At 73.1% G+C, this 13,109-nt stretch carries 11 protein-coding genes; 5 read left to right on the top strand and 6 right to left on the bottom strand.

Features of this window, described 5'->3' with window-relative positions:
• Window positions 1-100: 100 nt before the first annotated feature.
• The gene (locus AB0J72_RS09030) at window positions 101-1,054 is read left to right on the top strand and encodes an ATP-binding cassette domain-containing protein (RefSeq protein ID WP_344506117.1); all 954 of its coding nucleotides are present in this window, start codon (window positions 101-103) and stop codon (window positions 1,052-1,054) included.
• A complete protein-coding gene (locus AB0J72_RS09025) occupies window positions 1,051-1,842 on the top strand; it encodes an ABC transporter permease (protein ID WP_344506118.1) in 792 nt (263 codons plus the stop codon). Before AB0J72_RS09030 ends, AB0J72_RS09025 begins: the two co-directional genes overlap by 4 nt.
• Here the strand turns inward: AB0J72_RS09025 and AB0J72_RS09020 are convergent.
• The 3 genes from AB0J72_RS09020 to AB0J72_RS09010 form a co-directional block, all read right to left on the bottom strand.
• Entirely contained in the window at window positions 1,824-4,901 is a 3,078-nt protein-coding gene (locus tag AB0J72_RS09020) for a BTAD domain-containing putative transcriptional regulator (protein WP_363396510.1), read from the bottom strand. The genes AB0J72_RS09025 and AB0J72_RS09020 overlap by 19 nt on opposite strands.
• A 57-nt stretch (window positions 4,902-4,958) precedes the next feature.
• Window positions 4,959-5,993, bottom strand: coding sequence for a S1 family peptidase (locus AB0J72_RS09015; protein ID WP_363396507.1), 1,035 nt, complete (start codon window positions 5,991-5,993; stop codon window positions 4,959-4,961).
• Window positions 5,994-6,108: 115 nt separating this feature from the next.
• The gene (locus AB0J72_RS09010; RefSeq protein ID WP_363396504.1) at window positions 6,109-6,897 is read right to left on the bottom strand and encodes a phosphatase; all 789 of its coding nucleotides are present in this window, start codon (window positions 6,895-6,897) and stop codon (window positions 6,109-6,111) included.
• A 60-nt stretch (window positions 6,898-6,957) separates the two neighbouring features.
• Between AB0J72_RS09010 and AB0J72_RS09005 the strand changes: the two genes are divergently transcribed.
• Both AB0J72_RS09005 and AB0J72_RS09000 read left to right on the top strand, forming a co-directional pair.
• A complete protein-coding gene (locus AB0J72_RS09005; RefSeq protein WP_363396501.1) occupies window positions 6,958-7,599 on the top strand; it encodes a hypothetical protein in 642 nt (213 codons plus the stop codon).
• 162 nt (window positions 7,600-7,761) lie between these two features.
• Window positions 7,762-8,172 carry a hypothetical protein gene (locus AB0J72_RS09000; RefSeq protein ID WP_363396498.1) on the top strand — a complete coding sequence of 137 codons (411 nt, stop codon included), beginning with the start codon at window positions 7,762-7,764 and terminating at the stop codon, window positions 8,170-8,172.
• Window positions 8,173-8,627: 455 nt separating this feature from the next.
• Here AB0J72_RS09000 and AB0J72_RS08995 read toward each other — a convergent pair whose 3' ends face one another.
• From AB0J72_RS08995 to AB0J72_RS08985, 3 genes are read right to left on the bottom strand one after another with little or no spacing between them, the layout of a single operon-like run.
• Window positions 8,628-9,632 carry a TAXI family TRAP transporter solute-binding subunit gene (locus tag AB0J72_RS08995; RefSeq protein WP_363396495.1) on the bottom strand — a complete coding sequence of 335 codons (1,005 nt, stop codon included), beginning with the start codon at window positions 9,630-9,632 and terminating at the stop codon, window positions 8,628-8,630.
• The gene (locus tag AB0J72_RS08990) at window positions 9,520-9,816 is read right to left on the bottom strand and encodes a hypothetical protein (protein ID WP_363396492.1); all 297 of its coding nucleotides are present in this window, start codon (window positions 9,814-9,816) and stop codon (window positions 9,520-9,522) included. Before AB0J72_RS08990 ends, AB0J72_RS08995 begins: the two co-directional genes overlap by 113 nt.
• Window positions 9,817-9,825: 9 nt before the next feature.
• Window positions 9,826-11,667: a TRAP transporter fused permease subunit gene (locus tag AB0J72_RS08985; protein ID WP_363396489.1), complete on the bottom strand. Its 1,842-nt coding sequence runs from the start codon at window positions 11,665-11,667 to the stop codon at window positions 9,826-9,828.
• A gap of 99 nt (window positions 11,668-11,766) precedes the next feature.
• On the opposite strand from AB0J72_RS08985, the gene AB0J72_RS08980 reads away from it, so the two are divergent.
• A complete protein-coding gene (locus AB0J72_RS08980; protein WP_363396486.1) occupies window positions 11,767-12,375 on the top strand; it encodes a hypothetical protein in 609 nt (202 codons plus the stop codon).
• Window positions 12,376-13,109 lie beyond the last annotated feature (734 nt).

Raw genomic sequence — 13,109 nt, 5'->3', positions numbered from 1 at the left:
CACACCTGATCGCCGTGCGCGACGGGACAGGCGGATGTGCGCGAAATGACAGCGGCGTCAGGCACCCTGACGGAGGACACACCAAAGGGGGAACACCACCATGACCTTCGCTTTCCAGGCCACCGGCCTGGTCAAGCGCTTCGGCAGCACCACCGCCCTCGCGGGCGTGGACCTCGCCGCCGAGCCGGGCACCGTGCTCGGGGTCCTCGGACCCAACGGCGCCGGCAAGACCACCGCCGTGCGCATCCTCGCCACGCTGCTGCGCCCCGACGCGGGCACCGCGGTCGTCGGCGGGCACGACGTCGTCAAGCGCCCCGCCGAGGTCCGCCGCATCAGCGGGCTGACCGGGCAGTTCGCGTCCGTCGACGAGGACCTGACCGGGACCGAGAACCTGGTCCTCATCGGCCAGCTGCTGGACCTGCGCCGGCGCGACGCGAAGAGCCGCGCGGCGCACCTGCTCGCCGAGTTCGACCTCAGCGAGGCCGCCGACCGGCCGGTCAAGACGTACTCCGGCGGCATGCGGCGCCGGCTCGACCTGGCCGCGAGCCTGGTGGGCCGGCCGGCGATCGTCTACCTGGACGAGCCGACCACCGGCCTCGACCCGGCGAAGCGCGAGGACGTGTGGAACATGGTCCGGGCGCAGGTGCGGGAGGGCACCACGGTGCTGCTGACCACGCAGTACCTGGAGGAGGCCGACGCGCTCGCCGACGAGATCTCCGTGATCGACCACGGCAAGGTCATCGCGCACGGCACGCCGGCGCAGCTCAAGCACATCGTCGGCGGCCAGACGATCAGCGTCCGCCCGGCCGACCCGGCGCACCTCGACACGGTCGAGGCGGTCCTCGGGGCGATCTCGAAGGGCCGGGTCGAGTCGCGGGGGCGCGGCGTGCTGTCGGTGCCGGTCGACGACGCCAAGGCGCTCGGCACCGTGGTCCGCCGGCTGGAGGAGGCCGGCATCGACGTCATCGAGCTGTCTCTGCACCTGCCGAGCCTCGACGAGGTCTTCTTCACGCTCACCCGCGGCACGGACAGGAAGCAGGAGGTGGCGGCATGACCACGCTCACGGCGGCGGTGCCGGGACGGCCGTTCGGCCTGGTCAGGCACAGCCTGGTGATGGCGCGGCGCAGCCTCATCAAGACGATGCGCACCCCTGAGCAGCTGCTGGACGTGACGCTCCAGCCGATCATCTTCATCGTCCTGTTCGTGTACCTGCTGGGCGGCGCGATCGCCGGCTCCCGGCACGACTACCTGCAGTTCCTGCTGCCGGCGCTGCTGGTGCAGAACGTGCTCTTCGCGTCGGCGCCGACCGGCGTCAGCCTCAACACCGACATCAAGACCGGCGTGTTCGACCGGTTCCGCAGCCTGCCGATCGGGCGGTCCGCGCCCCTCATCGGCGGCGTGCTCGGCGACATGATCCGGTTCGTGGTGTCGATCGTGGTGATGCTCGGCTTCGGGTACGCCCTGGGCTTCCGCTTCGGGACCAACGCCCTGGCCGTCCTGGCCGGGTGCCTGCTGGTGATGTTCATGGCGTTCAGCTTCAGCTGGATGTTCGTGCTGCTCGGCATGCTGGTCAGGGAGCCCGGCGCGGTCCAGGGCCTCGGCTTCGTGATCATGTTCCCGCTGACCTTCGGCACCAACGTGCTCGTGCCGACGAACACGCTCCCCGGCTGGCTGCAGGCGTGGGTGAAGGTCAACCCGGTCGCCGACGCGATGCAGGCGGCCCGCGGGCTGATGGTCGGCGGCCCGGTGCTCGACGCCGTGGTCAAGACCCTGCTGTGGTCGGTGGGCATCCTGGCGGTCTTCGCGCCGCTCGCCGTCCGCGCCTACCGCCGCAAGGCCTGAGCCGCCGGCGCGGGGTCCGAGATCAGCGACATCGCCGCGGCGCGGTCCATCTCCGCGCCGCGGCGCACGGCGTCGTCGAACGCGGCGTCGCCGAGGGCCTCGCGCAGCGCCGCCGCCTGCAGCGGCAGGTCCGCGTTGGACAGGTCGTCGCCCCCGCCGAGCGTGCGGGCCACCCCGAGCAGCTCGGCGGCGGTCACCGGCAGCCCCGCGGCGGCGGCGAGCGCCGAGCATCCGATCGCGACCTGTGCCACGACTGGCATGTCTCTCGCCGGTACGGCCAGCGAAAGCGCCTCCGACAGCCGTTCGCGGGCCGCCGGCAGGTCCCCGCGCGCCAGGTCGAGCCGCGCCCGCCCGATCAGCAGGATCGCCTGGTACTGCGGCGCGACCAGCGGCGAGTGCTCCTGCTTGCGCCACGCGGCCGTGTAGCAGCGCTCCGCCTCGTCGAGGTCCCCGTCGTGGCGGGCCAGGTGGCCGAGCTCCAGCAGCGCGTGGGACGCGTCGCGGGGCAGCACCACCGGGTCCTCGGTGAAGCGGAGCAGCTCGGCGCGGGCCGCGGCGGGGCCGTCGATGTGGCGGCGCAGCGCGGCGAGCCGGATCCGCTGGTACGCCTCGCTGGTGTGCACGCCGAGCTGGTGATGCAGCTCGATCGACTCGGCGAACAGCGCCGCGGCGGTCGGGTGGTCGCCGCGGCGGGCCCGCGCGTCGGCGATCGACGCGAGCGTCATCGACAGCCCCCACCGCTCGCCGACCTCCCGGAACGCGACCGCCGCCGCCTCCTGCGCGGTGAGCATGCCGGCGATGTCGCCGTCGTTCTCCCGCAGGTGGCCGAGGATCGACAGCAGCATGCCCCGCGACCACGGCTCGACCGGCGCGGCGAGGCGGCGCTGGATCGCGGCCTCGCCGTTACCGCTGTCGTCGCGGAACATCATCACGACCGGTTCGACGAGGGACACGAACGGGTGGCCGGTGCCCGGCGGCACCCGCGCGGCGAGGGCGATGAGGTCGTCGAGGAGTCCTTCGGCGTACTGGAAGTCCCCGGCGAAGCCGCTGTTGATGACGTACACGGCGAAGACGACGGTGCGCGCGTCCAGCGGGACGTCGCCCGGGACGGCGAGGATCCGGCCGAGCAGGGCCGCGGCCTCCGCGTGGTTGTCCTCGAACGTCCAGAACCAGGCGCACGCCGCCCCGAGCCGGAACGCGGTGACGGCGTCGCCGCTGTCGCAGACGTGGGTGACGGCCGCGTGCAGGTTCGCCCGCTCCGGGCGGAGCCGGGCCAGCCAGTCGACCTGCGCCGCGGTCCGCAGGTGCGGCTCGGCCCGCTCGGCGAGCGCGAGGAAGTGGGCGGCGTGCGCCGACCTGACCTGTCCGCCCCGGCCGGCCCGGGCCAGCTCGTCGAGCGCGAACTCCCTGATCGTCTCCAGCATCCGGTACCGGACGGTGTCGCCCGCAGTGCCGTCGTTGAGGACCTGCAGCAGCGAACGGTCGACCAGGGCGTCCAGGTGCGGCTCGGCGTCCGGTACACCTGCCGCCGCCGCTGCCGCCTCGGCGTCGAACGTGCCGGGGAACACCGCGATGGCGGCGCTGAACTCGCGCTCCGGCTCCTCCAGGAGGTCCCAGCTCCAGGCCACGACCGCGTGCAGGGTCCGGTGCCGCGGCAGCGCGGTGCGGCTGCCGCCGGTCAGCAGCCGGAACCGGTCGTCGAGGCGGGCGGCGAGCTGCTCGGCGGTGAACGACCGCAGCCGGGCGGCGGCGAGCTCGATCGCGAGGGGCAGCCCGTCGAGCCGGCGGCAGATCTCCGCCGCGGCCGGCGTCACCTCGAACCCGGGCCGCACGGCCTCGGCACGGTCCCGCAGCAGCCGCACCGCCGCGTCCGCGGTGAGGGGCCCGACCGGGAACAGCGACTCGCCGAGGATGCCGAGCGGCTCGCGGCTGGTCGCCAGGACGCGCAGCTTCGGGCAGCGGCCGAGCAGGTCCTCGGTGAGCGCGGCGGCGGCCGCCACGACGTGCTCGCAGTTGTCGAGGACGAGCAGCGCGTCGGTGGGCGCGAGCAGCTCCGCGATCCGGCCGGGGACGTCGAGGCGGCGGGCGACCTGCGGCGGCTCGAGCTGCCCGCCGGTGTCCAGGGCGCGCAGGACCGCGGCGGGCACGTCGGCGGCCTCGGCGACGGGGGCGAGCTCGACCAGCCACGCGGCGTGCGGGTCGTGGGCGGCGACCGTCGTCGCCAGCCGGGTCTTGCCGGCGCCGCCGGGCCCGACCAGCGTGACGAGCCGGCGGTCGAGGATCTGGGTGCCGAGCCGGTCGACGTCGTCGTCGCGGCCGACGAAGCTGGTCAACGGGGTGCGCAGGTTGCCGGCGGGGCGGTCGGTGAGGGCCCGCAGGTGCGCCCGGCGCAGCCGGGGCGACGGGTCGACGCCGAGCTCCTCGGCGAGGTGGTGCCGGCACTCCTCGAACGCGGCGAGGGCCTCCGCGCGGCGGCCCTCGGCGTGCAGCGCCTCGACCAGGTGGGCGGCGAGCCGCTCCCGCAGCGGGTGGGCGGCGGTGAGCTCCCGCAGCCGCGCCACCAGCCCGGGCGCGCGCGGGCCGGCGGCCTCGACGTGGTCCTCGATCGCGGCGAGCCGCAGCTCCTCCCAGCGGGCGGCGAGCGCGTCGTCGACGGCCGGCGGGCCCCGCCACAGGTCGAGGGCCTCGGCGAGCAGCGCCGCGGCGCGGGCCGGGTCGCCGTCGCGCAGCTGTGCCTTGCCGGCCGCGGCGAGCCGCTCGAACCGGTAGGCGTCGACGTCGTCGGGGGCGAGGTCCAGCTTGTACCCGCCGGCGCCGGACACCAGTGCCGGGTCGCCGCCGAGGGTCTTGCGCAGCCGCGACACCAGGGACTGCACGGCGTTCGCGGGGTCGGTGGGGGTGGCGTCGGGCCACAGCGCGACCGCGATCTGCTCGACGGACACGAGCCGGCCGGGCTCGCAGGCGAGCCGGATCAGCAGCGTCCGGAGCCTGGCGCCGCCGACGTCGACCGGTTGCCCGCCGACGTCGACCGTCAACGGCCCGAGGATGCCCACCCGCATGCGCACCACTGTGCCACCCTCCGGTGGAGGGCGGCACAGGGCTTTTCCCGGGGTGCTTTAGTACACGCTGACGCCGTACACGCTCAGCGGTTCGGTGACCGGCTGGAAGTACGTGACGCCGCCGCTGCTGCAGTTGCCGCTGCCGCCGGACGTGAGACCCAGCGCGATCGAACCCGCGAACAGCGAGCCGCCGCTGTCACCGGGCTCGGCGCAGACCGTGGTGCGGATCAGGCCGCTGACCTGGCCCTGCGAGTACGTGACGGTCGCGTTGAGCTGCGTCACGGACCCGCTGCGCACGCCGGTGGTGGAGCCGCTGCGGCGCACCGACTGGCCGACGGTCGCGTTGCCCGCGGCCGTGATGTCCTGGAACGAGCCGTTGTACAGCGACACGTTGCCGGGGTGGGCGACACCCGCGGCGTACCGGACGATGCCGTAGTCGTTGCCGGGGAAGCTGGTGCCGGCCCGGGTGCCCAGGACGGAGCCGCCGCTGGTCGTCCAGGTCGCGCCGATGTTGGTGCAGTGGCCCGCGGTCAGGAAGTAGTACGTGCTGCCGCTGACCACGTTGAAGCCGAGCGAGCACCGGGAGCCGCCGGCGTAGATCGCCTGGCCGCCGGAGATGGTCGGCCGCAGCTCACCGGGGAGCCGCTCGATTTTCGCGCCGCTGCCGAGCGACGCGACGGTCGCCTCGATCGTCTTGACGTGCTCGGGCGACACCGTCGGGTCGATGGAGACGACCACCTGGTTGGCGACCGGGTCGACGGCCCAGGCGGTGCCGGGGATGGCGACCTTCGCGTCGAGCGTCGAGGTGATGCGGGCCAGTTCGACGCCGCTGTGCTTCACCTTGCGGGCGACGGCGCCGGTCGCCTCGACGCTCTTGGCGGTGTTGGCGTCGGTGACGGTGACGACCATCTTGCCGAGCTGGGCGTCCCAGTAGGAGCCGGCGGTGGCGAGCCCGAGCTGCGAGACGAGGGCGTCGGTGCTGCCGAGCGGCGCGGCCTGGGCCGGTGAGGGCATGAGGACCGAGCCTGCGACGAGGGCGGTGCCCGCGGCGATGACCGCGGCGCTACGGAGTCTGGACCTTGTGAGTCTCACGTGAGCCTCCCCTATATCGGTACCGATAAATATCGGCCGCGACCGATGCTGTCATCGGCAGGGGAGGCGCACAAGAATCTCGTCCAAATTGCCCCATAGCACCCGTGTCATATCACTAAGCGGCTATCCCTTCTAGCAGGTATGCGCTGATTGGCCAGTACAGGTGCGGCTGGACGTTGTCGTCGATCGGCACCGTCACCGAGACCCGGCCCTCGGCCTCGCCCACGAACAGCGCCGGGTCGTTGCTGTCGGCGAACGACACCACGTCGAGCCCCGCCGCGGCGGCCGCGCCGGCGAACCCGTGGTCGGCGAACACCAGGTCCGGCATGGGCTGTCCGGTGCGCTCCAGCTCGCCCAGCATCTCCCGCATGCCGTCCGGGGAGTGCGTGTGCCACATCGCGATGCCCCGCTCCGCGCCCATGGCCACGCCGCCGATGTACCGCACGGCGAGGGGGAACTCGCGGCCGTCGTACCGGCCCGGCTTCGCGAACGGGGCGCCCGCCGCCGGGGTCAGGATCTCGCACCCCGCGGCGCGCAGCGCGACGACGACCGCCAGGTGCACCTCGACGATCCCGGCCGGGTGGCCGGACGCCACCAGGACGCGTTCCTTGCGCCGCGCCGCCTCCCGCAGCCGGTCCCGCATCCTGTCCAGCGCGGCCACCGTCTTGTACGGGTCGATCACGTCCGTGCCCGTCGACCGCTCCGGGTCCGGGTCGATGCCGACCCGCTCGGCCATCACGCCCAGCACCTCGGCGAGGGTCCAGGTCTTCAGCGGCGGCAGGCCGAACAGGTAGCCCTCATGTCCGTCGGCGAACGCCGCGGCGTTGCCGTGATTGGATGCCCGGGTGGTCTCGACATCGCCGGCAAGAAGTGCGTCACGAAGATAACTCACGAGCTCAGGCATGTGACCCATGGTATGCAAGCACCCCTGCGGCGCCGAGGAATGCGGCTTAAGGTCACAGTCATGGCCGACGTGTATCTCGAGGTGACCGACAAGAAGGTGTTCGCGGCTTGCCTGGACTGGCCGGGCTGGGGCCGCTTCGCGAAGACCGAGGACGACGCGCTGGAGGCCCTTGCGGCGTACGGCGCGCGGTACGAGCCGATCGCCACGGCGGCCGGCTACTCGTTCCCCGCCGCGCCGGCGTTCAAGGTCGTCGAACGGTGCCCGGGGACCTCCGCCACCCAGTTCGGCGTCCCCGACGCCCACCCCGACGCCGACGGCCGCGCCGTCTCCCGGGCCGTCGCGACCCGGCAGAAGAAGCTGCTCACCGCCGCGTGGGCGGCGTTCGAGGCGTTCTCCGCGACCGCTCCCGCCTCGCTGCGCAAGGGCCCGCGCGGCGGCGGCCGGGACCGCGACAAGATGATCGACCACGTCGTCGGCGCCGAGGCCGGGTACGGACGCAAGATCGGCATCAAGCATCCGCAGCCGGCGATCACCGACACGGAGGCGATCGCCGCGCTCCGGGAGGACATCCTCACCGTCCTGGGCCGCGCCAGCGACGGCTCGCCGCTGACCGACAACGGCTGGACCAGCCGCTACGCCACCCGCCGCTACGCCTGGCACGTCCTGGACCACCTGTGGGAGATGCAGGACCGGGCCGAGTAGCCGGGGTTGTCCACAGGAAGAAGATCTTGCTTCCAGTGGGTGCCGGGCGGCTTTTACGGTTGGTGTCATGACGGCGCTGCCCGGCTTCCGGCGGTCTCCAGCTGGTGGCTTCCGGTCGGCGGTGGCCTGGTTGTGGTGGCTCTTCCGGTTGGAGGTGCGGCGGTGGCGGTCACGGCTCTTCCGGCTGGCGGCGGCGCGACGGCTGCTGCGGTCACGGTCGACGATGTGTGGCGGGTCCGCGGCGACTGGCGGGCGATGCGCGAGGCGGCGCTGCGGCTGCACGACTCCCGCCGCGCTACTGCCGCCGCGGCCGCCGGCGCACCGACCGCGGCCGCTGCGACCGCCGATGCCCTGCGCCGGTCCGCCGCGACGCTGTGCCACGGCCAGGAGCTGCTCACGGCGATCCTGGACCGGCTCGACGTGCCGATGACCCTGCACGAGGACGGCCGCCTGACGTTCTACCCCGCGGACGCCGAGGACCTGGCGTCCCTCCGCCGCGCCGAGCTGGCCGCCCGCGAGATTCAGACCGCCCTGTCCACGATCATCGCCCACCACCGCGCCGCCGCCCGTTGACGCCGCCGCCTGTTGAGGCGGCTTTGCGTTGAGGCGGCTGCCTGTTGAGGCGGCTGCCTGTTGAGGCGGCTGCCTGTTGAGGCGGCTGCCTGTTGAGGCGGCTGCCTGTTGAGGCGGCCGCCGTTGACGCCGCCGCCGTTGACGCCGCCGCCGTTGACGCCGCTGCCCGTTGACGCTGCCGCCTGTTGACGCGCCCGCCTGTTGACGTTGCCGCCGTTGACGCGGTCGCCTGTTGACCTCGGCTGCCCGTTGACGCCCCGCCACAACCCTCATCCCCTGGCCGCCGTCTGCTGCGCCGCTCTCGCATGGTCCGGTGACCGTCGAGGGCGTTTCCACCCGCTCGGCCGGGCACCGCGGGCGTCCGTGCCGGCGTCGTGCGCCCCGCTCCGGGGAAGGCCGCGTGGTCCGGAAGAGCCTCGGGGAACCGAGGCCTCCCGGACCGTGCGAGGGGCGGGTTACTTGGCGCCGGCCTTGTCCAGGGCGGCCACGGCGCCGCGGTGGAGGGGGACGGGGTCGGTCTTGCGGACGGTTTCCAGGGTGATGCCCTTGGCGGCGGCGTTGGCGCGGACGAGGTCGTCGCGCTTCTCGACCAGGGTCTTCGTCAGGACGCAGGCGAGGTTGGCGTCCATGTCCTCGCGGACGAGCAGGACGTTGGGCACGACGATGGTCTTGACGTCGGCGGGGGTCTTGTACGTCGCGGCGGTGATCGTGCCTTCCTGATAGGCGGGGCCGAGCTTCTGCATCTCCGGCAGCAGGCTGCCGAGGTCGAGCAGCTGGACCTTGTCGGCGCTGGTGGTGAACAGGTCGGTGACGCCGCCGGTGGGCAGGCCGCCGGAGAAGAAGAAGGCGTCGATCGCGCCGGTCTTCATCGCCTCGGTGGTCTTGCCCAGGTCGAGGCGCTGCGCCTGGATGTCGGTGTCGGGGTTGAGGCCGGCGGCGGTGAGGATGCGCTTGGCGACGACCTCGGTGCCGGAGTTGGGGGAGCCGGTCGAGATGCGCTTGCCCTTCATGCCGGCGACGGAGGTGATGCCGGCGTCCTTGCGGACGACGACCTGGGTGGCGTTGTCGTAGATGCGGCCGAGCGCGGCGATCTTCACCGGCTTGCCGTCGAACGCGGCCTTGCCCTGCACGGCGTCGGTGGCGCTGTCGAAGAGGGAGAACGCGACCTGGTACGTGCCCTTGTCGAGGCCCTGGATGTTGGCGACGGAGGCGCTGGTCTCGGCGGCGGTCGCCTTGACCTTGTCGTTGGTGGCCTTGGTGACCTGGGTGGCGAGGGCGTTGCCGACGACGTAGTAGACGCCGGTGGTGTTGCCGGTGGCGATGGAGATGCGGGTGTCGGCGGTGACCTCACACGTGATCGCCGCCGCCGTGTCGGTCGCCTTCGTGTTCGCGTCCTGCCGGCCCCCGCAGCCGGCCAGCGCGATCAAGGTCAGTGGGACGAGCAGGATCCGGGGTTTCATGCGCGTTCCTCCTAATCAACGTCACCAGCACCGCCGCCAGGAGGAGCGCGGCGCCGGTGAGCACGGTCCACAGGGACAGCCAGAGCAGGGCCAGGGCGGCCAGCCCGGTCAGGACGCGGGCCACGGCGGGCGCCGGGCCGATGCCGAGCAGGTAGCCGCCGGCGGCCACGGACAGCGCGAACACGCCGAGCGCCTAGGCGACCAGGGCGAAGCCGATCTCGGTGAAGCCGCCGAAGCCGAGCAGCGAACGACCGGCGGGGGTCACGACGAAGGCGATCGGGACGAGGTAGGCGGGTAGCGCGTACCGCAGCGTCTGCCACATCGTGGGGAACACCTTGCCGCCGGTGACGGCCGCGGCGGCCACGGCCGCGAGCGCGGTCGGCGGGGTCGCCTCGGACAGGACCGCGAAGTAGAAGATGAACATCGCGGTGGCCGGTTCGTCGACCCCGAGCTCCAGCAGCGCCTGGCCGATGATGACCCAGCCGATGATGAAGGACGCGGTCACCGGCACCGCCAGGCCCAGCAGCGTCAGGGCGACCGCGGCGAACACGGCCGTCAGCGCGATCACCGCGGTGTCCCCGGACGCGAGCGACTGCGCCCAGTCGACCATCAGGCTCGACATCTGCGGTCCGAGGCCGGTCTTGGTGGTGCTGGCGGTGATGATGCCCGCGGCGACGCAGACGGCGACGACCGGCAGTACACCACGGACGCCCGCGGCGAGGGAGAGCAGCAGCCGGCGCGGGGTGAGCCGGTGCCGGCGGTCGAGGAAGGAGAGCAGCGCGGCCAGCGCGGTCGCGTAGATCACCGCGCGGGTCGCGGGCTGCTCCAGCGCGAGCAGCACGATGATCACCAGCAGCGACGCGAAGTGGTACCCGAACCGGCCCAGCAGCGCCCACGGCGACCGCACCCGCAGCTGCACCGGCCGCGCCCCGAACCGCCGGGCGTCGATCTCGACAGCGAGGAGGATGCCCAGGTAGTACAGCAGCGTCGGGATCGTCGCCCAGCCGAGCACCGACAGGTACGACACGTCCAGGTACTCCGCGATGATGAACGCGGCCGCGCCGAGCGTCGGCGGGGACAGGATCGCACCCACGCCGGCCGCCGCGAGCATGCCGCCGGCGCGGTCCGCGGGGTAGCCGGCGCGGCGCAGGATCGGCCAGGTGACGGCGCCGATGCTGACCGTGGTGGCGGCGCCGGACCCGGACACCGTGCCGAGGAGGAAACCCGACGCGACGGCGGTGCGCCCCGCCGCCGAGCGCGACCGGCGGAACGCGGCCACGGACAGCTCCACGAAGAACGCGCCCGCCCCGGACGCGTCCAGGACGGCGCCGTAGATGGTGAAGAGCACGATGTACGACGCGGCGACGTCCAGCGGGGTGCCGTAGAAGCCGCTCTGCGAGTTGTAGAGCGCGTCGACGATCTGGTCGAAGTCGAGCCCCAGGTGGGCGAGCGACCAGTGCTGCGGCAGGTAGCCGCCGTAGTAGTCGTACGCGAGGAACACCGCGCACACGACCGGCAGCACCCATCCTGTGGTGCGCTGGCACGCCTCCACCACCAGCAGCAGCAGCGCCGTGCCCATCGCCACGTCGACCGGGTCGAGCTGCCCCTGCCGGTCCATGAACGCGTTGTAGCCGCCGCTGGCGAACGGCAGCAGCGGATAGGCGCACGCCACGAGCGCCACGACGGCGAGGACCCAGTCCCCGGGGGTTGTTCCGGTGGCGGTTTTCGCTCCGGTACGGCGGAGCCTCAGCCCCGACGGGTACACCACGAACACCAGCGGCAGGACCCCCGCCAGGAACAGCGTGAGGTAGAACTGGCCACCCTGCGCGAGCGGGCGGAACACCTGCCACAGGACGAGCGCGGCGGTGGCGGCGGCGACGACCGTGACGCCGGCCTCGACCGCCCCGCCGAGCCGCCGGCCGGGCTTCTCGTCCTCGAACTGCGCGGCGAGCTCCCGGACGCTCTCCTCCCGGAGGGTCGCATCCACATCCGTCAGTTCATCGGCTGCCTTGACGTCGTCGTCTGGTTCCAGCACGGCCCGGAGAGTACAAGATTTCATGAATATTCGTAACCGTGAAAGTTGAGCTTTTGGTCGCGAACGGGCAACGGTGGGTCACAGGGCATGATTTGTGGCGTGTACGAGCTCGACGTGATCGCCGACGACAGCCTCGGCCGCTTCGTCTCCCGCTGGTACGGCCTGCCCGACCGCCCCCGCCGCGACCTCGACCTGCCGCCCGGCCTGCCCGCCGCGCTCGCCGACTGGCACCGCGTCGCGTCCCGCTACTCCCTGCCCTTGAGCCGCGACCACGTGATGCTCGCCCCCGCCGACCTCACGGAGTCCGCCGGCCTGGTCCGCTTCTGGTCCGGCACCGACGACTGGTACTCGTACGCCCCCGGCCCCACCGACCCGCCCGTGTTCGAGAACGACACGACCGCGACCGGCCTGCCGCTGTCGAGGTTCCTCGTGTACGCCGCCGTCTACGAGGCCACGTACACCCCGCTGCACGGCCTCGTCTGCCTGTCCCCGGCCCCCGACGGCCTCCGCCAGGTCCAGCTCCGCCTCCGCGAACTGGACGACCCGCTGTGGCACTGGCCGTCCCCGGCCACCCGCTACTACGGCGACGACGACCTCCTCGCCCACCTGGGCCCCGACCGCATCATCATCTCCGCCCGCCACCGAGACGCCCTGGGCCGCTTCGACAACCTCAACCTCCCCTGGACCTGGGACTCCCGAACCCCCTGACCCCACCCCGAGCCACGCACGGAGAAGGCCTGCCCCCGGGACCGCACCGCGCATGAGCGGAGCACGCGGCCGACGGTGCACGCCCGCTCAATGCCGTAGCGGGCACCATCGGTCGGGGGGTGGGGGTGGTTGTCGCGACTGCCTGGACGGCCGGGAGTCGGCGCTGGGCAGCGGACCGGAGCGATCGCATGCGGTGGCTTCGGGGACACCGGAGAGTCTGGGCGCCGTCGTGGTGGTGGGGCGACGCGGCCGGGCGGCTGCTCGTCGGCGGCGTGAGCGTGGCGGCCGGCGGATTCGGAGTGATAGGAGGTGCTGGGGGTGGTGCAGTAGCGGACGGCGCGGTCGCGCGACTCGTCGGCGCTGGTGCCGCCCCGATGGATGGTGGCTTCGAGGACGCCAGAGGGCCTGGAGGTGTTGTGGTGGCGGCGTTCGGGCCGGGCGCCCGCTCGTCGACGGCGTGGTGTGGCGGCCGGCGGATTCGGAAATGGTGGGAGGTGCCGGGCGTGGTGCGGTAGCGGACGGCGCGGTCGCGCGACTTGTCGGCGGTGGCGCCGGCTCGGTGGGCTGCGGCTTCGGGGTGCCAGGGGGCTGGGGTGCGGTGGTGTCGGGTTTGGGGCTGGGCGACTGCTTGTCGGCGGCTTGTCGGCGGTGGCGCCGGCTCGGTGGGCTGCGGCTTCGGGGTGCCAGGGGGCTGGGGTGCGGTGGTGTCGGGTTTGGGGCTGGGCGACTGCTTG

The sequence above is a fragment of the Dactylosporangium sp. NPDC049742 genome, assembly GCF_040674675.1.
GTDB lineage: Bacteria > Actinomycetota > Actinomycetes > Mycobacteriales > Micromonosporaceae > Dactylosporangium > Dactylosporangium maewongense.
This window is presented reverse-complemented; position numbering and strand designations above follow the sequence as displayed.